Here is an 18,738-nt window from a genome sequence, read left to right as displayed (position 1 = left end):
GGTGATAGCCAGTGAAAACGGAAAAGCCGCTCTCCCCTACTGCCGTAAGGGAAAGCGGCTTGTTTCCGCCGAAGCGGATTGGTGGAGGCGCGGGGAATTGAACCCCGGTCGACCAGACCCGGAACACCTACTGCCGCTTGGATTACGCGGCCTCCCCCACTGTTTTTGGGCACATTTTGGGCACATTTTCCAGAATCAGGGAATTCATGGCCGCGCCAACCGCATCCAGATCGTCATCGAACAGGTCCGCATACACGTCCAACGTCATCGACGCGGTCGCATGCCCCAACTGCCTTTGCACCGCCTTCACGTTCGCGCCGGACGCGACCATGAGGCTCGCGGCCGTATGCCGCAGATCGTGCACCGTCATGTCCCCGACGATGCCCGCACGCTTGCGCGCCCAGTAGAACCACGACGACGTGGTGTTCGGCCCGTGCGTGCGCCGCACATACCCGCCGTCCGCGCCGGTGAACACCAGGTCCCCGGCGGACTTGCCGGCGCAGGCGTCCCGCAGCGGGCCGTCCAGCATGGCCGGATAGACGACCTGCCGCCATTTCGCCGACTTCGGCGTATCCACCACGATCCGCCCCCTGACTTCGGTGGCGCTCCTGCGGACCCACAGCCGCCGCCGGCCGAAGTCCACGTCCCCGACCTGCAGGCCCGCCAGCTCCCCCCAACGCAGTCCGGTCAGGCCCAGGACGAGCACGATGGTCCTCTTGTCACGTGAAGCGTCCGCCAGACGCATCAGCTCACCGCACGTGAGATACCGGTGCTCCTTGCGTCGTTTCCTCGGCAGCTCGACGTCGTCGCAGGGGTTTGCGGCGACGAGCCGGTCACGCACGGCCTGCCGCACGATCGCGGAAAGGATGCCGTGGGCGCGCAGCACCACGCTTGCGCTGCACCCCTCGGCGGCCAGTCCGGCCACCCACTCCTGGACCTCGGCGCGGGAGATCGTCGCCAGCCCGCGGCCGCCCCACCGCGGTTCAACCCGATGCCGCCACTCACGTTCCAGCGAGTCGATGTAGCTCGCTTTGCAACGGATCCTCTTCGCGGCGATCCACGCCGGCCACAGCGCGGCGACGGTTCGTCTGCCGGCCTGCGGGTCCACATACGAGCCCTCGGCCTTGGCGACGGTCACATGCTCGGCCGACCAGCGTTCCGCATCCAGCTTGCGGCGGAAACCGCGCTTCTTGGTCTGCGCGCCGTCGGGCTTCCTGTAGCGGACCATGTACCGGGTCTCGCCCCTGCTGGTCAGATACTTGGTGATGTTCGCCATGCCGTCACATCCTTTCTGTCCACAGTTCCTGAAGAATCGTAGATACAGGTGATTTGCACAAATGAGGTATTTCGTGTAAGTTTCTTGCTTTACGCTGTTTGAAAGGAGGCGGCCATGACCATGACCGATACCGGCGTGAAGCCCATCCCGGCATATACGCCGCCAGCCGACGGCAAACCCCGCAGCATGGTGGACGCGAAATGGATGAAGCTGACCCGCAGCGCCCGTCATTACATGGAACGTCGGGCGAAGGCCCGGAAGGAACCCTCCGATGGGCCTGAAGCTCGTCGTTGAACGGGAATGCTCCAGAGACCATCAGACGGCGCTCAGACAGTTCCTCTGCTGCGATCCGGGAGGCTCTGAATGGGCGATGGATCCACAGCGGTACATACGTGAACTCAACGTGCGCAAGACCCCGAAGGGTATCATGCGCACGCTTCTTGTCGTATCCGGTGACGTTCCCCTGCATGATGACGTGGTCGGGTTCTGCGAATACGGAGTCGCCGTGGAGACGACCGACGGACATGAGGGCGTCTACCAGATCTCGTACATCGCCACCGCCCTGAAGGTGCGCGGCACCCATCTTGGTGACACGCTGCTCTCCTCGGTGATCGTGCACCTGCGCGACGACGCCTGGCGTTCCCATCGCACGCCGCTCGTGCTGACCCAGGTGGATCCACGCAACAGGCCCAGTATGGACCTGTTCGCACGATTCGGATTCGTGGATGAGGGCCCGGATCCCGATGATCCGGAATACCACCTGCTGTCCCTGGAGTTCACCCCGCAGGCTCGCGGCGACTACTTCGGCAGCACACTCGCGTTCTTCTAGCATTTCGGTCAGGCTCCGCACCGTCTCGTAGAGTCTCCGCGCATCTGCCCGTAGCTCATGCGTGCCGACCCCATCAATGCGAAAGCCACGACCAATCACCTTTCTTTCCGTCCTAATCGGGAGCTGAACCTAGATTTGACTTCTGGAGTGTCATGTGCAAGATTCGAATCAGCTCATCTACAGGTTGTAGAAGGAGTCTCTAAGGTCGTCCTCATAAGGCGGCCTTTGTTTTATTGGAGGATAATGCTAAAACGCGAATTGTATTCGCGGGTGATTTTCTCGATGCTATGGCTCCGTTCAAGGTGATAGGCGGTAATCAGGACCCAGTAGTCGCTTCTTTTCTCCAGAATGACTAGATATTGCTGATTCGGCAGGTAGATCTTCACCTTCTTGCGGGTTTGCCATACCCAAGGTCTCCCACCCCGATTTTTCGTTTCCCCATCGGCGGCCTCCTATACGGTTCCGTCGTGCAGGCACCGCCGGTATGCGGCCACGACCCATGGGAGCACGTCAAGCTCCCTGGCAAGCGTGACCTCGTTGTCATAGATTCGTTCCGCCGTCGCATATTCGACCTGTGACAGGAGCATGCGCGCAGCGTCCATGTCGGCGCGGAGTTCCACGTAGGCGTCGCATCTGCATCCGCGATCGCAGTGCCGGGCGTGGCTGATCTCATGCGCGAGCACGCAACGGCGTTGCACCGGCGACAGCCCCTCATCAAGGAAGATGATGTTCCTGTCGGCGTCGTACGCGCCCTCCAGCCCGCCGGGAAGGCGCCGCTCCTCGACCCTCGCCCACCTCGCGGCCTCCTCGTACACATTGATCACGGGAGCTCCTCGTATGCTTCCTGTTCGGCCTCGATGTCCCCATGCTTGGCCGCCATCGCGAGGAAATCAGGCTCCGCCGACCCCTCGCGCTCGCGGGCGTCCTGTTCGGCTTGGATGCGTTGGGCCTCGGCGATGATCTCGCGCAGCGTGGCGACGGGGTCCGCATGGCAGACATCACAGATCGCCAGAAACTCAGACAAACGAACCGGTGATTTCTCGCCGTTATGGATGTATCCGACTCTGACATGGCTTACCGTTCCGCCCATGCGCTCGGCGATAACGCGGTATGCGAGACCAGAATCATCGATGATTCTGGCTAATCGGTTCTTTGCGGCGTAATCAATCGCCGTCCATTCAATCTTTGCTGCCATGGCTTAACCCTACGTGTAATCACATGGAGACACGCCGAATTTGTAACGCCTGTAAGCGAGAGCTAACATGTAAGCGTCAGCTACCAAGGAGGTCAGGATGGAAGAGAAAACCAAGGAGACAGAGGTCAAGGCCACGACCACCACGGAGGGCGAGGTGAGGACCTTCACCGCCGAGATGCCGGACGGGACCCAGCTGGTCATCACCAAGCACGCGGACGGCACCTCGACCGTGAGGATCGGCCGCGGCGGCAAGGGCCCCAAGGTCAGGATCAGCGCCAAGGCCAGCGCCGAGGCCTCCGGAGTCCTCGCCTGAGCCACGCGCCGGGCGGCACCCCGTCGCCCGGCCTGTCGTTCATCACATCGTTATCGCAGGAAGGCAGATCATGTCGGATTCGTTGGAGATTCGTGAGCCATCGAAGTACGAGCGCATGGCATCGCACATCGTGCGGGCCACGCGCGACCAGGTGCTGACCACCAAAACCAACTTCACCACCATCGCAGAATCCCTCGGACTCGTACGCCAGACCGTCAGCAAACGACTCGACAGCGACGACCTGCCGTTGAGCATGTTCCTCGCCGCGCAACTCGAATCCGGCGGCGACCCCGCCGCAGTCATCGCCCAGGCGACGGGCTCGCAGGCGCTCGCCGGCAAGGAGGCGGAGTGATGGGTTACGGCGTTTCGATGGAGCGGCTAGTGCTCACAGCTGACGATCTCATCGACTACCTGGTCTCGGTGCATCCCGAGCTCGCTGACCCACGATATGTGGACCTCGATCTCGAACCGTATGGCAAGGCCGTGAAGGAAAGCTGGGTTGAGTTTCCGCTGATGTTCGACGATCTGGTCGACCGTGCGCGATGCATCGAGGCGCAGTACGCGAAAACCAGTTACATGGTCGAACGTGGCGTCGACTATTGCTGCGTCTCCAGACCGAACCGCGACGGCGACATCGTCAGCAGCATGTGCGCAGTGATTGCGAAGGACGATGGTCCGGCCATCATCCTCGACCCGAACCGTCCAATCGTATACGGTCTGGTCCGCGCCAACCCGGAGCGCCCGCTCCGCGACCTCATTGGCGTCCAAAGCTATCTGGTTCGCGTGTTCGGCGATGCCGTTGGCGTTCCCGGCTTCACGGTTGGCCGTCTCGGCCAGCTCGTTGGCACGCTGCGCGAGCTTGTTCGCCTTGCGCGTCTGGACGAGGGCGACAAGGCCGGCGACCGTGCCGAACATTCCGCCGACGGTGCCGAGGCCGGTCCAGAACATGTTCCACCAATCCATGAACCGAATACTACCCGCAGGGAGGCGGCGTGATGGACGATTTCATTAGTTGGACCCCCGCCGTCATCAGCGTCACGGCAGCGCTGGTGTCCACGTCGAACGTGCTGCTACTGACAATCACCGGCGAGGGGCTTCTCGATCGTCTGGATGGTCTGTTTGCGGAGCGTCCAGAGTCCGCCAGGCCCATCGACGGGACTTGCCATGTAACCATAATCCCAAACGGGAATGCTCAAAACACCAACGAAGCATCGTCGGATAATGGCCTCGCTTCTCGGGTACGGGATAGCGGGGCTGTTCCGGAATGCTCCCCTCGATCGCATAGGTCAGACTCACGCGCCGACGCAACCGGGTCGGCTGCTTCGTCCAGATCAGGCGGACCGCGATGACGTCGGCATCATTGCTCCTGAAACCGAGCAGCAGCAGTTCGTCAGTGGACTTCACCTGCGCGATTTTGCTGGGGGTGAGGTATTTCGTGTTCGTTCCATCATCGGTTATTTGCAGGAAGTACGCCGTGCAGCCGTTGCCTTCGACCTCCACGTCATACGCGGCGCCGTCCCCGGAATTGTATATCCCGCAGATGAAGTCAGGCTCTTTCTCCCCGCGACGGGCAAGCCAGCCGGCCAGGCCGGGAACGGTCGCCGACAGCGGGATGTCCGGATCCGTCGAGTGCTTCAGCAACGTCCAATCGGCCTGTGGCCGGTTGCGCCATGGCCACCATACGGATACGACCACGCCGGCGAGGGATACGAGCGCGCCGGCCCACGACGCGATAACGGAACCATCCATGACATGGATTCTATCTGGAAGGAGGACGGCGTGATGGACGTGCATGATTACGGGCGTCACTTCAGCGGCTTCGAGCGGCCGACACGACCGCGCAGGCTCCGCGACCGGTACCCGTACCTGACCGGCCTGCTGTGGCTGACGGTGCTCGCCGGCTCGCTCCTGTGGCTGCTCACCCACGACGGCTGCGCGCACCCCCTGGGCAACACCATCGCACTGATCGTTTACGTGGCGGCGGGCTGCAGGCTCCTCCTTCCATGGATGCTGCGCAAGGTCGGACCGTATCTGACCGAATGATTCTTGCCCGCCTGTTGCTGGTTTTCCTCACGGGCGGACGGCGGTAAAGGAGACCGTAAATCCCAAATAACCGAAAAGTTTTCTTGAACACCGGCGGGAGCGTCTGACTGGGTCAGTGGTTCCGTTCCCGCCACCCTGGGGCCGGCAGGCTAGCCCCCGTCGGAGATCACGTTTCATGTGGCGTGGCAAACGACGGGATGCCGTTCGATTCGGCTCGGTCCACGGGGATCCGCGTCAACGCCACCCGCGACGCCCTTCTTTTTCCCTGATTTCTTCGGGAGGTCGGGGGAACGATGGCCGTCGAGGCCCGTCCGACAAATGCGGGCCGGTGACACGGCCAGCGCGGATCCCGCATAACAGAAAAGGCCCCGGCTGCAACCGGGGCCCCAAGGAAAAACAGGATACCAACAAGGGAAAGGATACCACGATGGAGGGTCTCATGACCATCAGAGAGCTAGCGGCGCATTGCCACCGCTCGTATTCGACGGTGGCGAAATGGTCGAGCGGGCATCTGACCAGCCCGTATCCGGAGCCGGTGCGTGGCGTCAACGGGTGTTTCATGGGCTGGCGTCGCGAGGACATCGAACGCACGGACGAGGCCAACAGGTACAGCCGCGCCGACTATCTGCAGGGGAAGGTGAAACGCCAGTGAGTGACATCGAACTCGTACAGAGACTCAGCAAGGCGCTGCAGCCGGAGTTGGCCGGATTACGGGTCACGCCGAGCGAGACCGCGTTGGAGAGCCTGCTCATGCAGGCTTTGCAGGACTCGCGTCTGAATCTTGAGGACATGGGAGGGAAGGACTGATGGTGCGAATGACGGTGGACATGGCCGCGAAATCGTCCGGCATGTTCGATATTCACCGGTTCAAGGGTTCCGGCACCACGAAACGGTCACGCCATGAGGCGTGGCTGCGGTTCCGCCGATTGGGCGTGGGCGGCTCGGACATGAGCACGATCCTCGGCCTCAACCCGTGGATGACGCCCTACGACCTGTGGTTGGAGAAGACCGGACGGCAGGAGCCCGAGGACATCAGCGGCAAGTGGGCCGTCGTCAAGGGCAACGCGCTCGAGGTGGAGCTTCGCCGCCGTTTCCGTAGACTGCACCCGGAATATCAGGTGATAGACGGCACCGACATCAGCCTCACGTCCAGGGCGCATCCCCTGATGCACGCCTCATTGGACGGTTTCATCTACGATCCGGAATCCGATTCGTGGGGCGTGTTGGAGATCAAGACGGCCGGTGCCATGCGCGGCCGCACGGACTGGCATGACGCCGACGGGAACCTTATCGCCCCCGACTATTACATGGCGCAGGTCACGCATTACATGGCGGTCACCGGGTTCACGTGGGGCTTCTTCTACGCGGACCTCGGCGAGGGCGAGCCGGTGGAGGTGCGCTTCGAACGTGACGAGCAGGACGTGCAGGCGGTCATACAGGCGGCCGAGGAGTTCTGGGGGTTCGTGACCGGCGGAAGGATGCCACGGCTCAAGGGCGTGGACGTGGCGAAGGCGTACCCGGAGCCCACGGAGGGCATCCTGGCCGCCGACGACGATCCCGAACTCGCCTCCCTGATGGCCGAATACGAGCAGGCCAGGCAGCGTGCCATGGAGGCGGCGGACGACGTGAAGCTGCTGCAGGACGCGCTGATCGTGCGCATCGGCGACAGCGAGGGAGTCCGATGCCAGGGGTTCGAGGCCACGTACAAGCCGTTCCACCGGAAGGGCTACACGCGGGAGGTCAAGCCCAGCTCGGGCAGGACGTTCAGATTCAAGCAGTTGAAGGAGAAATGATGCGTTGGAAGGCAATAGCGGGTTTCGATTATTACGAAATATCCGACAGTGGCAAAGTCCGCAGCATCCGTCACAAGGTAACTTGCAAAAACGGTTTTGTGAAGACGGTGCCGGAGAAATATCTGCGCCCAGCCCTAGGCCGGAACGGATACCTCGTTGTCAGTCTTTGGCAGGAAGGCAGGCAATCTATGAGATACCTGCACCGGCTTATCGCCGAAGCGTTTATCGAGAATCCCTGGCATCTGCCGGTGATAAACCACAAGAACGGCGATAAGACCGACAATCACGTAACCAATCTTGAATGGACGACCTATAGCGGGAACAACCGGCATGCGTACAGAACAGGCCTTAAGAAAAAGCCCGTGAAGCTCGGTCCTGAAGAAGTCGCCCTCATTCGCTCGTCAAGCGAGACGGAAATCGAACTGAGCAAAAGATTCGGCGTTTGTACGGCAACCATCCGGGCAGTCAAAAACCATCGATTCGCGTACGCCAAGGAGGCACAGTAATGGGACAACTCGCACGATCCATCCAAAATCGCCAGTTGCAAGCAATGCCAAACGACCAGGAACGGAAGCAGCAGTTCATGACGGCCTTGGAGAAGGCTTGGCCCCGCATCGTGGCATCCATGCCGAAGCATATGACCCCCGATCGCATATTCCAGATGTACCAAAGCACGCTGAGCCGTGAACCCAAACTACGGGAATGCACTCTCAACAGCGTGCTCTCATGTTTCATGAAATGCGCCCAGCTCGGCCTTGAACTGTCAAACGCAGACGGACTCGGCAAAGCGTATATCATCCCGTTCTTCAACAACAAGAACAATGAGATGGAGGCCACATTCCTCATCGGCTACCGAGGCATGCTCCAATTGGCGCGAAATAGCGGGGAAATCAAGAGCATGCAGGCAAAGGCCGTTTATGATGGCGACGAATTCCATTACCAGTTTGGCCTGCATGAGGATCTGGTGCATATTCCCGCCGAGAAACGACCCAGGAACGCGAAACTCACTCATGTGTACTTCATCGCGCTGTTCAAGGACGGAGGCCATCAGCTTGATGTGATGACCAGAGATGAGGTGGACGCCGTCCGCTCCCGCAGCAAGTCAAAGAACAACGGCCCATGGGTGACGGACTACGAGGCCATGGCCATCAAATCCGTAATCCGCAGGGCGTTCAAGATGCTCCCGAACAGTGCCGATGTGAAGGAGGAAGTACAGCAACACGTAGATGCATACACTCCGGACTACTCAGGTATTCTCCCATCCTCACCGGAAGGCTTGCCCGACTCGGACGCCGACGCCCCCGAAGAGCCTTCGGACATTGACGGCGTGCTCGCGGACGGCGGGACGGAACAGCCCGCCGAGGAGCCGGATCCTGTCGAGGTGAAGCGTCGCGACGTGATCCGCCGTTTCCAGCAGTTGGGCGTCACGTCGGACGCGGAGGCGTGCGGGACGATCTCGAAGGTCCTCGGACGCGAGGTGAAGGAGACCGGCGGACTGCCGGAAGCCGATCTCGATGTGGTGCTCGCCCAGTTGAAGGCCAGCGTCAGGGAGGGCGAGTGAGCCATGGGCGTGAACGTGAGCTTCACCGGCAACGTGGGCCGGGATCCGGAGACCAGGGAGTTCGACAACGGGCGTAGCCTGACCACGTTCAGCGTTGGCGTCTCCCAGGGCTACTACGACCAGCAGAACCAATGGCATGACCAGGGCACCATGTGGATCACCGTGGAATGCTCGCCCACGGCCGCAAGACAGCTCCCCTACGTGCATAAGGGCGTGAAGCTGCTCGTCACCGGCCGCCTGTCCCAACGCTTCTACCAGAAGAAGGACGGGGGCCAGGGCAGTGAATTGCGCGTGTACGCGGACGCGATCGGCTTCCTCCACAGGAAGGACGAGCAGCCGCAGACGGGCGGGTTCACGGGAGCCCAACCACAGCAACCGGCCTCCGACCCGTGGGCGGCACCGCAATCGGACACGGAGCCGGAGTTCTGATGCTGCACCTGTACCGCGACGAGGAGCCCGAGGATGTGGAACCCCATTGCCCGATACACGGGTGCAGCCTGTACCCGACACGTCCCATACCATGCCCGCAGTGCGCGGAGGAAGCCGAGGAGGAGTAGACACATGGGCAACCCGAGCAAAAGTAAGGGCACCAGCATGGAGACCTGGACGGTGCGTTACCTCGCGTGGGCGTTGCAGGACACGCGCATCGACCGCATGCCGTTGAAGGGCCGACTCGACGAGGGCGACATCAGCGGCGTCAGGTTCCGGGGCGAACCCGTATGCGTGGAATGCAAGGACACGAAGGAGCCCCAATACCGGGAGCACTGGAGGCAGACATTGGTGGAGATGGCGAACATGGACACCCCGTACGGGGTGCTCGTCAAACACCGGAAGGGCGTCGGCGTGAAAAGCCTCAAGGGCATGGGCTCCCAGATGGCAGTCATGGACGAGGACACCTTCGAACGGTTCCTCACCGGTCTGACGGGCCTGCATGTCGCCGACCTCGCCGAGCTCACGGAACAGCTGCGCGGGGAGGCCAGGCGCGTGCCACGCAACCCGCATCTCGTCTGGCTCCCGTTGGAACGGTTCGCGCTGATCCTCAACGACGGACTCCCCCTGGGGCCGGACACATGACCGGGGCCACGGCGGCGGTCCTCCTGATCGCCGCCACCGTAGTGATCGCATACCTGGGAAGGAGACGCTGATGGCCGGATACGCCAAACTCAGCAACCAGTACTGGCAGGACAAGGACGTGCTCAAACTGCGCCGCCGCAATCCGGCAGCCGCGCTCCTGCACGTCCTCGCCATCAGCTGGTGCTCCGACCACACGTCGGACGGACGCATCGACGAGGACACGCTCCTGTTCGTGCTCGGCGCCACGGACCAGGATGTGGCGGACCTCGTCGCCTCCGGCATGCTCCAGCCAGCCGAAGACGAACCTGGCATGTATGTGCTGCGCTCGTATCTCAAATACCAGAACAGCGCGGAGCAGATCGAGAAGGCGAAGGCCGACGCCGCCGAACGGCAGCGCAACAAAAGAGAGCGTGACAAGGCCGCGAAATCTGACGACAACCGGCCCGTCACGGGCATGTCCGACGACGGCAACGCGACCGTCACGGACATGTCACGCCGTGACAACCGGCCCGTCACGGGCATGTCTTTTAACCAAGAACCAAGAACCAAGAACCAAATAGATTTTTCTAACGAAAAATCTCTCCCCCAAACCCCCTCGCGGGGGCCGAGCGAGAGCCAGGACGAGGAATACCCGCTCGCCTTCGAGCAGTTCTGGGTCACGTATCCGCGCAAGGAGGGCAAACGCAAGGCTCTCGCCGCTTGGAAGCGCGCCCGGAGGAAAACCAACAACACGCTGCTCGTCGCCAAAGCCAGCCTCTACCAGGCCGACCCGAACCGGGACCCCGGTTACACGCTCACCCCCGCGAACTGGCTCGACGGCGAGCATTGGCTCGACGACCCGCTGCCCGAGAAGCGACGGCCCGGCCAACCCGACCCGCAGGCGGAGAAAACCGCCCGATTGCGGGACGTGGACTGGCTGTGCACGCACGTCGACGACCCCGAAGCGCAGGACGCGGCGCTCGAACTGCCCGAAAAATCGCAGGCATTGGCCAGGGCCCGCTACCCGGACGAATGGTACCGGCTCTGGCGTCGCGGCATGAAACGCCGCGAACAGGCGAAACAGCGTGAGGCGAAACAGGAGGCCACGCCATGAGCGAACCGGACGCATGGCAACGCCTGTACGCGCTGTTCTGCCGCAGCCTCTCCTACCGCCAGACGCTCTACCGCTACGACCCGAAATTGTTCAGACGATTCTCGAAAGGGGACATCCCATGGACACTCCCATGAACCACACCGATGACGATCCGCTGATCGGCCAGGCGTTGCAGGCGCTCGCCGACGCGGGCCTCGGCAATGAGTCGCCGGCTGAGGCGTATGTGGCCGGCTGGCTGGACGCGTGGCGGAAGGCCATCGACCTGGTCATGCGCATCGAGGCGAGCATCGACCGGATTCCGCCCACCGAACAGGAGGTCATGCTCGCGGCACAGGCGGCGTACAGGGCGTTCTACGGGCCTGACGCGCCGGCGGCGTCACCACAGGAGATAGATGATTGGCGGCGCATCGCCCATGCGACGCTCACCGCCGTCTCGAACCCGCAGGAGGCGGTCGCATGACACGGCCGAACAGCACGCACGCCACGCGAATCACCAGCGGCGGCAAGACGGCTGGGGCGAAACGGGGCGAGCCACGGCTCACGTCCGCCTACCACAAGAACCCACGGCGGGCGCATGAGGAGCTCGTGGAGATCATGCTCCGGCTCGCCCGCGAGGACAGGAACCGACAAACCAAGGAGGAAACCAAATGAACAAGTGGAACAGTCAGCAGCCGGAACCAGGCACGGACATGCCGATCGCACTGCTCGCGGACGGACGCATGATGGACCTGTCCGGCCGCGCATGCAATCTCGTCGTCCAATTCGTGTACCCCGACGCCATCGGTTGCTCCACCATCGCCGTAATGCACCTGAGGCCAGACGACCAGCTCGCCGACGTGTGCCTCAACAGCGACGTCGGTGAAGTGTCCCGCATCAAGTTTGCGAGGCTCCTCGAGTCCATGGCGAGGAGCCTGCGCCACTACAAGCCCGGACAGGTCGGCATCGACGACATCCCCAAGGAGGAGACGGAATGAGCATCATCAGCGAAGAGGCGGCACGCCGGTATCCGCGTCTCGCCTACCCCGGCTACGAGAACCCCGACCGGGGCGACACGGGCCTGAAAAGCGCGTACACGTCCGACGACATGCAGGAGGCCTACATGCAGGGCGCGCAACGGGATTGGACGGACGCGGAGATCGACGCCGGAGCGGAACGGCTCTTCTACAAGGAATGCAGCGCGTCCGGCCTGTTCTTCAACATCGACTGGGACAGGCTGCCGGAAGGCGGTAAAGCCAAGTATCGGAGCCGCGTGAGAGGAATCCTCGCCGCGATCCATGCCAAGGCCACCCAAGAGGAGGAAACGGAATGAGCGACACGGCGAAGATATTCACCCGCGAGGAGCTGCGGAAGGCGATCTGCTATTGGGCGGACCACATCGCGACGATCTCGCTGAATCCGAACACGCCCGAAGCCTGCGCGGACTACGTGTACGACGAGTACGGCATCGAGACCGACATCAGCCCGTTGAGGGAGGACACGGAATGAGCGTCATGGATGTGGCAGGCGTGATGCTCGTCCTGATCGCCTGCCTCGCGCTCGTCGAACTGCTCGCCATGGCCGGCGCATGGTTCCTCAAACAGACGTTCGACTGGAACCCGCTCGGCACACGCCGCCCCCATAGCACACCGCCCCGGCCCGGTAGGGAGAAAACGGGAGACCCAGAAGGGAGAACCTGGGAGAAAACACCCGTAAACCGTTGGGAGTCCACAGAAAGCAAACGAGAAAGCGTAACCACTTTATGAAACTTCACAGACCATTCCAGGACTGGACGCTAGAGAACTTCGTCGGCCTCCTGTACTTCGTTTTCTGCGCGTTCGCCGTCACCGCGATCATCGGCCTGACCTTCGCGGCAGTCATATCCATGGGCGGGCCCGCGCCCGAGCAGACCGTCACCCATTACGTGGATACGCAGGGTGATGTGAAGCGCCTGTGCCTCGCCTACAAGACCGGCGACCACGTGGACGCGCTCTCCTGCGACCTGATCGACCCGATGACGGGAGACACGGAATGAACGTGAGCGAGAGCATCGACTGGGAGCATACGCCGATCGACATGCTGCATCGGCATCGGTTCATCGCCCGCACGCAGGAGGGGCAGACATTGGATGGCTGGCTCTGCTACGAGTCGAGGACGCCGCATGGCGGCAGCAGCCTGTTCGACTGGGATCACATGACAGAGGTCATCATCCCACGCCGGTACGGACTCAACGTGCTCCACCCGTTTTTCCGGTCCGTCAACGTCCTCAAGGAGATCAGAGTTGGCCGCCAGTAAGGTGAAGCGCGAGCTCGCGGTCAAATGGCACGAACGCGGCTATGACACCGGGTACATCGCCAGGACGCTCGGTTTGCCGGTGGAGGAGGTGCTGGCCATCATCAGCCCGCCCGGACCATCGACGCCTCCGTCGAGACGGTACGGGCCCGAGTTCATCCAACCACCCGCGTTCCCGGATTGACGCAAATGGCGGGCAAATGAGCGGAAGCGTTGGAAACAGGCCGATTCCGACGCTTCCATGTCGTCGGCGGAGCCATGGAGGCAAATAAAAAGCACGGGTAAGAGAAAAACCTCCCGCCCGGAGGCAAGAGGCTTGAGAGAAGAGCAGGAAATCTCCTCAGCCCATCATACCCCGAGCGAGGAAGGGAACGATATTGGACGTCGAACGGTTCAAGGGGTTCAAGCGCGACCTGCATGCGTTGAAGGTGTCATGGCCGGTGCTTGACCTGCTCGCCAACCGGCTGGCCACGATCGGCGTGCCTGCGGGCGGCGGGCACTGCACGCGCGGCATCGAGGCGAGCCCGCTGAACATGGGTGCCTTCCAGCTCGCCCATGACATCGACCTGTTCGCCAACACGCTCGCCCGTCTCATGGGATTGCACGCGCACCACGGCATGAGCGTTCCCGGCATCCTGCAGGGCGTCATCATCAATCTGAACCGTCTGGACCTTCTTCCCGAACCCACGACAGACGGATTCGTCGTCGAGGCTCACGGGCTGGCGGAACGCGCCTCCTACCTGCTGGAGCCGCCCGAGGATACGAAGATGATCGGCTGGTGCCCCGCCTGCTCGCACGAATTGAGGGCAGACAGTCAGGAGCTGGCCGGCGGATACGTGGAATGCCCCAAATGCCATACGACCCACCGCATCAAGGACATCCACCAATTGGACATGCTCCGGTTGAGGCTCAGCGGCGTCAAGGGCACGCCAGCCCAACTGTCCAGGCTGCTGGAGCCGTGGGGCATCGTCATCAAGGCGGCGACGATACGCCAATGGGCGAAACGCAGCATCATCCAACCCGTCGGGACGGACGGCACGGCGCCCGTGTTCCTCATCTGGGACGTATGGCAGGCGCACACCAGACTCGCCGGATACGACCGGGCACGACGCAACGGCATGAAACCGTCGCCAAAACGACGAAAAGCGATAGAACGCGATAGGACCTGATGGAAGCAGGTCCGGGGCCGATGCTCGCCGACTTGCCCTCTTGTCTTCCATAAGATACAATAGGCGTCATGGAGATCAAAACCACCGACGAATTCGACGACTGGCTCAAAACCCTCAAAAACAGCAAGGACCGCAACCGGATCGTCGCACGCATCAGACAATGCGCGCTCGCCGGCAGACCCGTCGGCGACATCAACACCGTAGGCGAAGGGGTCTCCGAGCTCCGCTACCACTTCGGCCCCGGATACCGCGTCTACTTCGCGCAGAAGGCGGACGTGCTCATGCTCCTGCTCGCAGGAGGCACCAAACGCGGCCAACAAGCCGACATCGACCACGCGCACCAACTGTTCAGAACACTCAAGGAGGACCACCAATGGTGAACATCAGGGACTGGGACGCCAGTGAATACCTCACCAGCGAACAGGACGCCATCGACTACCTCGACGCCGTCGCCGAGACCGGCGACCCCAAACTCATGCAGGCCGCCATCGGAGACGTCGCCAAGGCCCGCGGCATGGGCCAGATCGCCAAAGAGGCAGGCGTCGGCCGCGAAAGCCTGTACAAGAGCCTCAGCCGTGACGGCAACCCCAGCTTCGCGACCATCCTCAAGGTCGTCCACGCGCTCGGCGGACGCCTCACCGTCCAACCCGCCTGACCGGCCGGGCTTGACAAACCCGCGACTGTCACGCATACTGTTACTAGATTGGTCATTACCATGCAACGGCGATGACCGGTAAACGGCCGTAACCACACGAGTGTGATGCGGCCGTTTCGCATATGGGCGGCTCCCCGATCGGGCGCAACCGGGTCCAAACCGGATGCGAATCATGTCCGCCCGCCAAGGCTTGCGTGCCCGAGAGGACTAAAGGACGACGCTGTGAAGCGTCGTGACCAGCAAACACCGCCACTGGTCCGCGGCTTCGAATACCGCCCAAGCCACCAAACAAGAGAACGGCGCCCGCGATATGTTTCGCGAGCGCCGTATCCGTTTCAGTCGTCGTCGTTCCTGTGCTTGCGTGGGCGTCCTCCGCCGACGCCGCGGCCGGGCCGGTTGGCGTTCCATTCGTCGATGGTCTCGGGGAGCCAGCCGCGCGTGCGGCCGATGGTTGCGTCCGGCGCCGGCAGGCGCAGGCTGAGCAGTGCGCCCTGCGTGATGCCGAGGTGTTCTGCGACCTGCTTGACGCCGAGGTATTCAGTCGTCATCGCTTCGCCTCCATCCGGCGAACAGTCCGGCCAGACCGGCCGCGATGGCGAACCCTGCCGCCCCATAGGGTGCGTCGGTCAGCGCGAGCATGGCGGATATGACAGCGAACAGCATGCTCGCGACTGCCAGTGTCCTGTTCTTGTTCATGGCGTTCCATGGTCCTCGGGTAGGATTGGTGGAGGGTTCCGGCTAATAGGTCTAGCCGGAACCCTGTTTACTTCTTGCGGCGCTTGCCGCGCTTGGGCTTGTCGTCCTTGCGCAGTCCCAGCCAGATCGTCACCGCGATGCCGACCCAGCTGGTGATGAGCGTCAGCCAATCCTTGAGTTCCGTGTTCACCTCCTTTCCTTGATTGACATATCTATCATATCGCAATAATGATAGATATGCAATGCGTGTGCATTGCGACACGCCTATGTTTTCCAACGATTCCGGGAGGCGAAGTCATGCCGCCCACCATCACCCTGCACATCACCGACCAGTCCGGACGCATCCTGCGCAGCATCGACATACCCGCACCCATGCGAGCCGCATACCCAGAAGGACCCAGCATGTTCGACCCCAACGCATTCGACCGGCTGCTCGACCGCATCACCGAACACATCCACAAGGAGACGGAACAGTGAGCAGAAGAAACCCACGCCGCGCCAACGGATGGCGACGCGACCAGCTGCGCAGGCGCGTGCTCGCCGCCTACGACACATGCGCCATCTGCGGCAAACCGGTCGACAAGACCCTCCGAACACCGCACCCAATGAGCCCGGAAGTCGACGAGATCATCCCGGTCTCACGAGGCGGCGACCCATTGAGCTTCACGAACTGCCGGCTCGTCCACCGCCACTGCAACCGCCTGAAAAGCAACAAAAGCGACGCATACGCGCGAGCCCAACTCGAACACAAACCAACGCCATCAACCACGTCGCTCCCATTGACGACCAGCGGCGACTGGTAACCCCAGGGGGGAGCCACCCCCACCCGGCCTTTTGAGCCACCTCGGGTGCAGGGCCGTTCTCTCCCCGGCGTTTACGTTCCGTCACCTTGGTGACGGTAATCATTGGAGGTGACTGTAATCATGGCCGCCAGACACTGCAAATACTGTGGCAAGCCTCTGCCGGCGAGCGTCACCGCGCGTTGTGAGTACTGTCCTGGCGGTACGTGCCGCAAGATGGCGTACAAGAGACGCAAGGCCACGGCGGATCCCGTTCGCCCCGGCAAACAGCCGGATAAAAGGGAGGCGGCATCGAAGCCGCCGCCGTCCATCGACCGGCGCGAGTTCGACCGGATGATGGATGGAAGCATGGAGGACGAGCTGCGGCACGTGCGAGACCGGTTGAAGGCGTATGTGGATGATCCGGACACGCCGGCGAACGCGATGCCGAACATCGTCGCCAAATACCTCGCCGTGTGCGAGAAACTGCATAGTCTGTCCGGTGGTGATCCGCTGGCCGGACTGCTCGACGAACAGGAGGTGGGCGAGGATGCCGGAGCGTCGGTTGTCTGAGATCGCTGTCCACTTGGTCCGGCCGTCCGGTATCGTCGGCTCGGATTTCACCGTGTTGAACAAGGTCGCCGTCAAGGCGGGCATCTCGTATGACCTGTGGCAGCAGGGGCTGCTGTATCTGATGCTCGCGAAACGCGAGGATGGAAAGTACGCGTGCGGGGAGGGCGGCACCGTCGTCTCCAGTTGCCGGCAGATCGGCAAGACGTTCACGATCGGCACGGCGATGTTCCTCCTCGCGATCCTGCGCAAGGGGTTGAAGGTCATCTGGACCGCGCATCACACGCGCACGTCGGATGAGACGTTCGCCGACCTGTGCGACATCGCCAGGAACCGGGTGCTCGGCGGCTACGTGGAACGCATACGCCGCGCCAACGGCCAGCAGGAGATCGCGTTCCGCAACGGCAGCCGCATCATGTTCGGCGCACGTGAGAACGGGTTCGGCCGAGGCCTGCACAGCGTGGACGTGGAGGTGTTCGACGAGGCGCAGATCCTGACCGTGCGAGCGTTGGACAACATGATCCCCATCGTCAACGTGAGCCCGAACCCGCTCGTCGTGTTCTTGGGCAACCCGCCCAAGCCCGGCGACCAGTCGGAGGCGTTCGAAGAGAAACGCCGCAACGCGCTCAACGGGACGGACGGCATGGTGTACGTGGAACTGTCGGCGGACCGGGACACGGACCCCGACGACCGCGAGCAATGGGCGAAGGCCAACCCGAGCTATCCGAAACGCACGTCGGAGACCGCGATCCTCAGGATGCGCAACCTGCTGTCGGAGGATTCGTTCCGCCGTGAGGCGCTGGGCGTGTGGGATGAGACCGTCTCGCATACGGCCATCGACCCGGAGCAGTGGAAGCAGGCCGCCATCGACGGCCCGGTCTCCCCCGCCCGAACCGATCTGGTCGGCTACGCGATCGACATGAGCCCCGACCGGAGCACGCTCGCCATCGGCGGCGCGGTCAGACATGCGGACGGTTCGGCGCACGTCGAGCTGCGCGAGTTCGAATCCACGAAATCCAAGGGCACTGCGTGGGCGGTGGACTACATCGCCGAACACTGGCCCCGCGCCGCATCCGTGGTCATCGACGGCCAATCCCCGGCCATGGCGCTCCTGCCCGACCTCAAGGCGCGGCACGTGAGAGTGATCGTCACGAACGCGGGCGACATGGGCCGCGCCTGCGGGCGCCTGCTCGACATGCTGCGCGACCACAAGCTCACCCACCTGCCCGACAGCGAACAGCCAGCGCTCGCGCAGGCGGTCGCCAACGCCACCACCCGCAATATCGGCCAGTCGGGCGCGTTCGGCTGGAACAAGACCGGCAACGACATCGACATCAGCCCACTGGTTGCCGTCACACTCGCCTTGTACGGCACCTACATCACGAAACGCAACCCCAACCGAAGACAGGAGGTGATGGTCTGAC

Annotated in this window: 38 protein-coding genes and 1 tRNA gene; 32 read left to right on the top strand and 7 right to left on the bottom strand. The window is 62.5% G+C overall.

Annotated elements, in window-relative coordinates; genetic code table 11:
* Positions 1 to 142: 142 nt before the first annotated feature.
* Complete coding sequence (locus BW09_RS04855) at positions 143 to 1,276, bottom strand: site-specific integrase (RefSeq protein ID WP_044090651.1); 1,134 nt, start codon at positions 1,274 to 1,276, stop codon at positions 143 to 145.
* Between the two features lie 114 nt (positions 1,277 to 1,390).
* Here BW09_RS04855 and BW09_RS04850 point away from each other — a divergent pair, with 114 nt between their 5' ends.
* Together BW09_RS04850 and BW09_RS04845 are read left to right on the top strand one after the other, a co-directional pair.
* On the top strand, positions 1,391 to 1,570 hold the full coding sequence (locus BW09_RS04850; RefSeq protein ID WP_044090653.1) for a hypothetical protein: 180 nt from the start codon (positions 1,391 to 1,393) through the stop codon (positions 1,568 to 1,570).
* The gene (locus BW09_RS04845; protein WP_223847928.1) at positions 1,548 to 2,105 is read left to right on the top strand and encodes a GNAT family N-acetyltransferase; all 558 of its coding nucleotides are present in this window, start codon (positions 1,548 to 1,550) and stop codon (positions 2,103 to 2,105) included. The genes BW09_RS04850 and BW09_RS04845 overlap by 23 nt, the downstream gene beginning before the upstream one ends.
* Before the next feature lie 452 nt (positions 2,106 to 2,557).
* Here the strand turns inward: BW09_RS04845 and BW09_RS04840 are convergent, their stop codons facing one another.
* The gene (locus BW09_RS04840; protein WP_140462391.1) at positions 2,558 to 2,929 is read right to left on the bottom strand and encodes an ImmA/IrrE family metallo-endopeptidase; all 372 of its coding nucleotides are present in this window, start codon (positions 2,927 to 2,929) and stop codon (positions 2,558 to 2,560) included.
* The gene (locus BW09_RS04835; RefSeq protein ID WP_223847927.1) at positions 2,926 to 3,300 is read right to left on the bottom strand and encodes a hypothetical protein; all 375 of its coding nucleotides are present in this window, start codon (positions 3,298 to 3,300) and stop codon (positions 2,926 to 2,928) included. Before BW09_RS04835 ends, BW09_RS04840 begins: the two co-directional genes overlap by 4 nt.
* Before the next feature lie 97 nt (positions 3,301 to 3,397).
* Here BW09_RS04835 and BW09_RS04830 point away from each other — a divergent pair, with 97 nt between their 5' ends.
* The 3 genes from BW09_RS04830 to BW09_RS04820 all read left to right on the top strand — a co-directional run bounded on the left by BW09_RS04830 (position 3,398) and on the right by BW09_RS04820 (position 4,609).
* Positions 3,398 to 3,613 (top strand): hypothetical protein, encoded by a 216-nt coding sequence (locus BW09_RS04830; protein WP_140462392.1) that lies wholly within the window; start codon positions 3,398 to 3,400, stop codon positions 3,611 to 3,613.
* Positions 3,614 to 3,683: 70 nt separating this feature from the next.
* On the top strand, positions 3,684 to 3,965 hold the full coding sequence (locus BW09_RS04825) for a hypothetical protein (RefSeq protein ID WP_140462393.1): 282 nt from the start codon (positions 3,684 to 3,686) through the stop codon (positions 3,963 to 3,965).
* Positions 3,965 to 4,609: a hypothetical protein gene (locus tag BW09_RS04820; RefSeq protein WP_140462394.1), complete on the top strand. Its 645-nt coding sequence runs from the start codon at positions 3,965 to 3,967 to the stop codon at positions 4,607 to 4,609. Before BW09_RS04825 ends, BW09_RS04820 begins: the two co-directional genes overlap by 1 nt.
* Before the next feature lie 84 nt (positions 4,610 to 4,693).
* On the opposite strand, the gene BW09_RS04815 is transcribed toward BW09_RS04820, so the two are convergent.
* Positions 4,694 to 5,362, bottom strand: a complete 669-nt coding sequence (locus tag BW09_RS04815; protein ID WP_140462395.1) for a hypothetical protein — start codon at positions 5,360 to 5,362, stop codon at positions 4,694 to 4,696.
* A 3-nt stretch (positions 5,363 to 5,365) separates the two neighbouring features.
* Here BW09_RS04815 and BW09_RS04810 point away from each other — a divergent pair, with 3 nt between their 5' ends.
* The 23 genes from BW09_RS04810 to BW09_RS10870 all read left to right on the top strand — a co-directional run bounded on the left by BW09_RS04810 (position 5,366) and on the right by BW09_RS10870 (position 15,556).
* Positions 5,366 to 5,656: a hypothetical protein gene (locus BW09_RS04810; protein WP_044090662.1), complete on the top strand. Its 291-nt coding sequence runs from the start codon at positions 5,366 to 5,368 to the stop codon at positions 5,654 to 5,656.
* A gap of 439 nt (positions 5,657 to 6,095) precedes the next feature.
* Positions 6,096 to 6,308, top strand: a complete 213-nt coding sequence (locus BW09_RS04805) for a hypothetical protein (RefSeq protein ID WP_140462396.1) — start codon at positions 6,096 to 6,098, stop codon at positions 6,306 to 6,308.
* Positions 6,305 to 6,463 carry a hypothetical protein gene (locus BW09_RS10880; protein ID WP_156100221.1) on the top strand — a complete coding sequence of 53 codons (159 nt, stop codon included), beginning with the start codon at positions 6,305 to 6,307 and terminating at the stop codon, positions 6,461 to 6,463. Before BW09_RS04805 ends, BW09_RS10880 begins: the two co-directional genes overlap by 4 nt.
* Complete coding sequence (locus tag BW09_RS04800; RefSeq protein ID WP_044090664.1) at positions 6,463 to 7,449, top strand: YqaJ viral recombinase family protein; 987 nt, start codon at positions 6,463 to 6,465, stop codon at positions 7,447 to 7,449. The genes BW09_RS10880 and BW09_RS04800 overlap by 1 nt, the downstream gene beginning before the upstream one ends.
* Complete coding sequence (locus BW09_RS04795) at positions 7,446 to 7,955, top strand: NUMOD4 domain-containing protein (RefSeq protein ID WP_161788325.1); 510 nt, start codon at positions 7,446 to 7,448, stop codon at positions 7,953 to 7,955. Before BW09_RS04800 ends, BW09_RS04795 begins: the two co-directional genes overlap by 4 nt.
* Positions 7,955 to 9,010: a recombinase RecT gene (locus BW09_RS04790; protein ID WP_140462397.1), complete on the top strand. Its 1,056-nt coding sequence runs from the start codon at positions 7,955 to 7,957 to the stop codon at positions 9,008 to 9,010. The genes BW09_RS04795 and BW09_RS04790 overlap by 1 nt, the downstream gene beginning before the upstream one ends.
* A gap of 3 nt (positions 9,011 to 9,013) precedes the next feature.
* On the top strand, positions 9,014 to 9,439 hold the full coding sequence (locus BW09_RS04785) for a single-stranded DNA-binding protein (protein ID WP_140462398.1): 426 nt from the start codon (positions 9,014 to 9,016) through the stop codon (positions 9,437 to 9,439).
* 132 nt (positions 9,440 to 9,571) lie between these two features.
* The gene (locus BW09_RS04775; protein WP_140462400.1) at positions 9,572 to 10,084 is read left to right on the top strand and encodes a hypothetical protein; all 513 of its coding nucleotides are present in this window, start codon (positions 9,572 to 9,574) and stop codon (positions 10,082 to 10,084) included.
* A gap of 70 nt (positions 10,085 to 10,154) precedes the next feature.
* Complete coding sequence (locus BW09_RS04770) at positions 10,155 to 11,177, top strand: hypothetical protein (RefSeq protein WP_140462401.1); 1,023 nt, start codon at positions 10,155 to 10,157, stop codon at positions 11,175 to 11,177.
* The gene (locus BW09_RS10875; RefSeq protein WP_181161783.1) at positions 11,174 to 11,311 is read left to right on the top strand and encodes a hypothetical protein; all 138 of its coding nucleotides are present in this window, start codon (positions 11,174 to 11,176) and stop codon (positions 11,309 to 11,311) included. The genes BW09_RS04770 and BW09_RS10875 overlap by 4 nt, the downstream gene beginning before the upstream one ends.
* A complete protein-coding gene (locus tag BW09_RS11090) occupies positions 11,296 to 11,637 on the top strand; it encodes a hypothetical protein (protein WP_258184993.1) in 342 nt (113 codons plus the stop codon). Before BW09_RS10875 ends, BW09_RS11090 begins: the two co-directional genes overlap by 16 nt.
* A complete protein-coding gene (locus tag BW09_RS04760) occupies positions 11,634 to 11,828 on the top strand; it encodes a hypothetical protein (RefSeq protein ID WP_140462402.1) in 195 nt (64 codons plus the stop codon). Before BW09_RS11090 ends, BW09_RS04760 begins: the two co-directional genes overlap by 4 nt.
* Positions 11,825 to 12,151: a hypothetical protein gene (locus BW09_RS04755; RefSeq protein WP_140462403.1), complete on the top strand. Its 327-nt coding sequence runs from the start codon at positions 11,825 to 11,827 to the stop codon at positions 12,149 to 12,151. The genes BW09_RS04760 and BW09_RS04755 overlap by 4 nt, the downstream gene beginning before the upstream one ends.
* Positions 12,148 to 12,486 carry a hypothetical protein gene (locus BW09_RS04750; RefSeq protein ID WP_140462404.1) on the top strand — a complete coding sequence of 113 codons (339 nt, stop codon included), beginning with the start codon at positions 12,148 to 12,150 and terminating at the stop codon, positions 12,484 to 12,486. Before BW09_RS04755 ends, BW09_RS04750 begins: the two co-directional genes overlap by 4 nt.
* Positions 12,483 to 12,662 (top strand): hypothetical protein, encoded by a 180-nt coding sequence (locus tag BW09_RS04745; RefSeq protein ID WP_140462405.1) that lies wholly within the window; start codon positions 12,483 to 12,485, stop codon positions 12,660 to 12,662. Before BW09_RS04750 ends, BW09_RS04745 begins: the two co-directional genes overlap by 4 nt.
* Positions 12,659 to 12,919: a hypothetical protein gene (locus BW09_RS04740; RefSeq protein ID WP_140462406.1), complete on the top strand. Its 261-nt coding sequence runs from the start codon at positions 12,659 to 12,661 to the stop codon at positions 12,917 to 12,919. Before BW09_RS04745 ends, BW09_RS04740 begins: the two co-directional genes overlap by 4 nt.
* Positions 12,916 to 13,188, top strand: coding sequence for a hypothetical protein (locus BW09_RS04735; protein ID WP_044090549.1), 273 nt, complete (start codon positions 12,916 to 12,918; stop codon positions 13,186 to 13,188). The genes BW09_RS04740 and BW09_RS04735 overlap by 4 nt, the downstream gene beginning before the upstream one ends.
* A complete protein-coding gene (locus BW09_RS04730) occupies positions 13,185 to 13,448 on the top strand; it encodes a hypothetical protein (RefSeq protein WP_140464766.1) in 264 nt (87 codons plus the stop codon). The genes BW09_RS04735 and BW09_RS04730 overlap by 4 nt, the downstream gene beginning before the upstream one ends.
* Entirely contained in the window at positions 13,435 to 13,629 is a 195-nt protein-coding gene (locus BW09_RS04725; RefSeq protein WP_044090547.1) for a hypothetical protein, read from the top strand. Before BW09_RS04730 ends, BW09_RS04725 begins: the two co-directional genes overlap by 14 nt.
* A 193-nt stretch (positions 13,630 to 13,822) precedes the next feature.
* Positions 13,823 to 14,614, top strand: coding sequence for a hypothetical protein (locus tag BW09_RS04720; RefSeq protein ID WP_140462407.1), 792 nt, complete (start codon positions 13,823 to 13,825; stop codon positions 14,612 to 14,614).
* A 68-nt stretch (positions 14,615 to 14,682) separates the two neighbouring features.
* A complete protein-coding gene (locus BW09_RS04715; protein ID WP_044090545.1) occupies positions 14,683 to 14,994 on the top strand; it encodes a type II toxin-antitoxin system RelE/ParE family toxin in 312 nt (103 codons plus the stop codon).
* Entirely contained in the window at positions 14,988 to 15,269 is a 282-nt protein-coding gene (locus tag BW09_RS04710) for an addiction module antidote protein (RefSeq protein ID WP_044090544.1), read from the top strand. Before BW09_RS04715 ends, BW09_RS04710 begins: the two co-directional genes overlap by 7 nt.
* Positions 15,270 to 15,456: 187 nt before the next feature.
* Positions 15,457 to 15,556, top strand: a tRNA-His gene (locus BW09_RS10870).
* Positions 15,557 to 15,604: 48 nt separating this feature from the next.
* On the opposite strand, the gene BW09_RS04705 is transcribed toward BW09_RS10870, so the two are convergent.
* From BW09_RS04705 to BW09_RS11085, 3 genes are all read right to left on the bottom strand, one after another.
* Positions 15,605 to 15,817 (bottom strand): hypothetical protein, encoded by a 213-nt coding sequence (locus BW09_RS04705; RefSeq protein ID WP_044090543.1) that lies wholly within the window; start codon positions 15,815 to 15,817, stop codon positions 15,605 to 15,607.
* Positions 15,807 to 15,965 carry a hypothetical protein gene (locus BW09_RS04700; protein ID WP_140462408.1) on the bottom strand — a complete coding sequence of 53 codons (159 nt, stop codon included), beginning with the start codon at positions 15,963 to 15,965 and terminating at the stop codon, positions 15,807 to 15,809. The genes BW09_RS04705 and BW09_RS04700 overlap by 11 nt, the downstream gene beginning before the upstream one ends.
* 67 nt (positions 15,966 to 16,032) lie before the next feature.
* The gene (locus tag BW09_RS11085; RefSeq protein WP_258184992.1) at positions 16,033 to 16,155 is read right to left on the bottom strand and encodes a hypothetical protein; all 123 of its coding nucleotides are present in this window, start codon (positions 16,153 to 16,155) and stop codon (positions 16,033 to 16,035) included.
* A 107-nt stretch (positions 16,156 to 16,262) separates the two neighbouring features.
* Between BW09_RS11085 and BW09_RS04695 the strand changes: the two genes are divergently transcribed.
* The 4 genes from BW09_RS04695 (at position 16,263) to BW09_RS04680 (ending at position 18,737) form a co-directional block, all read left to right on the top strand.
* Positions 16,263 to 16,442 (top strand): hypothetical protein, encoded by a 180-nt coding sequence (locus tag BW09_RS04695; protein ID WP_140462409.1) that lies wholly within the window; start codon positions 16,263 to 16,265, stop codon positions 16,440 to 16,442.
* A complete protein-coding gene (locus BW09_RS04690) occupies positions 16,439 to 16,768 on the top strand; it encodes an HNH endonuclease (RefSeq protein WP_044090539.1) in 330 nt (109 codons plus the stop codon). The genes BW09_RS04695 and BW09_RS04690 overlap by 4 nt, the downstream gene beginning before the upstream one ends.
* Positions 16,769 to 16,981: 213 nt before the next feature.
* Entirely contained in the window at positions 16,982 to 17,317 is a 336-nt protein-coding gene (locus tag BW09_RS04685; RefSeq protein ID WP_140462410.1) for a hypothetical protein, read from the top strand.
* Entirely contained in the window at positions 17,310 to 18,737 is a 1,428-nt protein-coding gene (locus tag BW09_RS04680) for a terminase (protein WP_308810334.1), read from the top strand. Before BW09_RS04685 ends, BW09_RS04680 begins: the two co-directional genes overlap by 8 nt.
* Position 18,738 lies beyond the last annotated feature (1 nt).

Origin of the sequence: Bifidobacterium sp. UTCIF-1 (assembly GCF_006408915.1) — a bacterium.
Classification (GTDB): domain Bacteria; phylum Actinomycetota; class Actinomycetes; order Actinomycetales; family Bifidobacteriaceae; genus Bifidobacterium; species Bifidobacterium reuteri.
Note: the sequence above shows the minus strand (reverse complement) of the source record. Positions and strands in the feature narration are given on the sequence as shown.

Excerpts from the sequence above, each read along its gene's own strand:
- BW09_RS04855 (WP_044090651.1), bottom strand. The coding sequence starts at position 1,276 with ATGGCGAACATCACCAAGTATCTGACCAGCAGGGGCGAGACCCGGTAC.
- BW09_RS04850 (WP_044090653.1), top strand. The coding sequence starts at position 1,391 with ATGACCATGACCGATACCGGCGTGAAGCCCATCCCGGCATATACGCCG.
- BW09_RS04845 (WP_223847928.1), top strand. The coding sequence starts at position 1,548 with ATGGGCCTGAAGCTCGTCGTTGAACGGGAATGCTCCAGAGACCATCAG.
- BW09_RS04835 (WP_223847927.1), bottom strand. The coding sequence starts at position 3,300 with ATGGCAGCAAAGATTGAATGGACGGCGATTGATTACGCCGCAAAGAAC.
- BW09_RS04830 (WP_140462392.1), top strand. The coding sequence starts at position 3,398 with ATGGAAGAGAAAACCAAGGAGACAGAGGTCAAGGCCACGACCACCACG.
- BW09_RS04825 (WP_140462393.1), top strand. The coding sequence starts at position 3,684 with ATGTCGGATTCGTTGGAGATTCGTGAGCCATCGAAGTACGAGCGCATG.
- BW09_RS04820 (WP_140462394.1), top strand. The coding sequence starts at position 3,965 with ATGGGTTACGGCGTTTCGATGGAGCGGCTAGTGCTCACAGCTGACGAT.
- BW09_RS04815 (WP_140462395.1), bottom strand. The coding sequence starts at position 5,362 with ATGGATGGTTCCGTTATCGCGTCGTGGGCCGGCGCGCTCGTATCCCTC.
- BW09_RS04810 (WP_044090662.1), top strand. The coding sequence starts at position 5,366 with ATGGATTCTATCTGGAAGGAGGACGGCGTGATGGACGTGCATGATTAC.
- BW09_RS04805 (WP_140462396.1), top strand. The coding sequence starts at position 6,096 with ATGACCATCAGAGAGCTAGCGGCGCATTGCCACCGCTCGTATTCGACG.
- BW09_RS04800 (WP_044090664.1), top strand. The coding sequence starts at position 6,463 with ATGGTGCGAATGACGGTGGACATGGCCGCGAAATCGTCCGGCATGTTC.
- BW09_RS04795 (WP_161788325.1), top strand. The coding sequence starts at position 7,446 with ATGATGCGTTGGAAGGCAATAGCGGGTTTCGATTATTACGAAATATCC.
- BW09_RS04790 (WP_140462397.1), top strand. The coding sequence starts at position 7,955 with ATGGGACAACTCGCACGATCCATCCAAAATCGCCAGTTGCAAGCAATG.
- BW09_RS04785 (WP_140462398.1), top strand. The coding sequence starts at position 9,014 with ATGGGCGTGAACGTGAGCTTCACCGGCAACGTGGGCCGGGATCCGGAG.
- BW09_RS04775 (WP_140462400.1), top strand. The coding sequence starts at position 9,572 with ATGGGCAACCCGAGCAAAAGTAAGGGCACCAGCATGGAGACCTGGACG.
- BW09_RS04770 (WP_140462401.1), top strand. The coding sequence starts at position 10,155 with ATGGCCGGATACGCCAAACTCAGCAACCAGTACTGGCAGGACAAGGAC.
- BW09_RS10875 (WP_181161783.1), top strand. The coding sequence starts at position 11,174 with ATGAGCGAACCGGACGCATGGCAACGCCTGTACGCGCTGTTCTGCCGC.
- BW09_RS11090 (WP_258184993.1), top strand. The coding sequence starts at position 11,296 with ATGGACACTCCCATGAACCACACCGATGACGATCCGCTGATCGGCCAG.
- BW09_RS04760 (WP_140462402.1), top strand. The coding sequence starts at position 11,634 with ATGACACGGCCGAACAGCACGCACGCCACGCGAATCACCAGCGGCGGC.
- BW09_RS04755 (WP_140462403.1), top strand. The coding sequence starts at position 11,825 with ATGAACAAGTGGAACAGTCAGCAGCCGGAACCAGGCACGGACATGCCG.
- BW09_RS04750 (WP_140462404.1), top strand. The coding sequence starts at position 12,148 with ATGAGCATCATCAGCGAAGAGGCGGCACGCCGGTATCCGCGTCTCGCC.
- BW09_RS04745 (WP_140462405.1), top strand. The coding sequence starts at position 12,483 with ATGAGCGACACGGCGAAGATATTCACCCGCGAGGAGCTGCGGAAGGCG.
- BW09_RS04740 (WP_140462406.1), top strand. The coding sequence starts at position 12,659 with ATGAGCGTCATGGATGTGGCAGGCGTGATGCTCGTCCTGATCGCCTGC.
- BW09_RS04735 (WP_044090549.1), top strand. The coding sequence starts at position 12,916 with ATGAAACTTCACAGACCATTCCAGGACTGGACGCTAGAGAACTTCGTC.
- BW09_RS04730 (WP_140464766.1), top strand. The coding sequence starts at position 13,185 with ATGAACGTGAGCGAGAGCATCGACTGGGAGCATACGCCGATCGACATG.
- BW09_RS04715 (WP_044090545.1), top strand. The coding sequence starts at position 14,683 with ATGGAGATCAAAACCACCGACGAATTCGACGACTGGCTCAAAACCCTC.
- BW09_RS04710 (WP_044090544.1), top strand. The coding sequence starts at position 14,988 with ATGGTGAACATCAGGGACTGGGACGCCAGTGAATACCTCACCAGCGAA.
- BW09_RS04705 (WP_044090543.1), bottom strand. The coding sequence starts at position 15,817 with ATGACGACTGAATACCTCGGCGTCAAGCAGGTCGCAGAACACCTCGGC.
- BW09_RS04700 (WP_140462408.1), bottom strand. The coding sequence starts at position 15,965 with ATGAACAAGAACAGGACACTGGCAGTCGCGAGCATGCTGTTCGCTGTC.
- BW09_RS04695 (WP_140462409.1), top strand. The coding sequence starts at position 16,263 with ATGCCGCCCACCATCACCCTGCACATCACCGACCAGTCCGGACGCATC.
- BW09_RS04685 (WP_140462410.1), top strand. The coding sequence starts at position 16,982 with ATGGCGTACAAGAGACGCAAGGCCACGGCGGATCCCGTTCGCCCCGGC.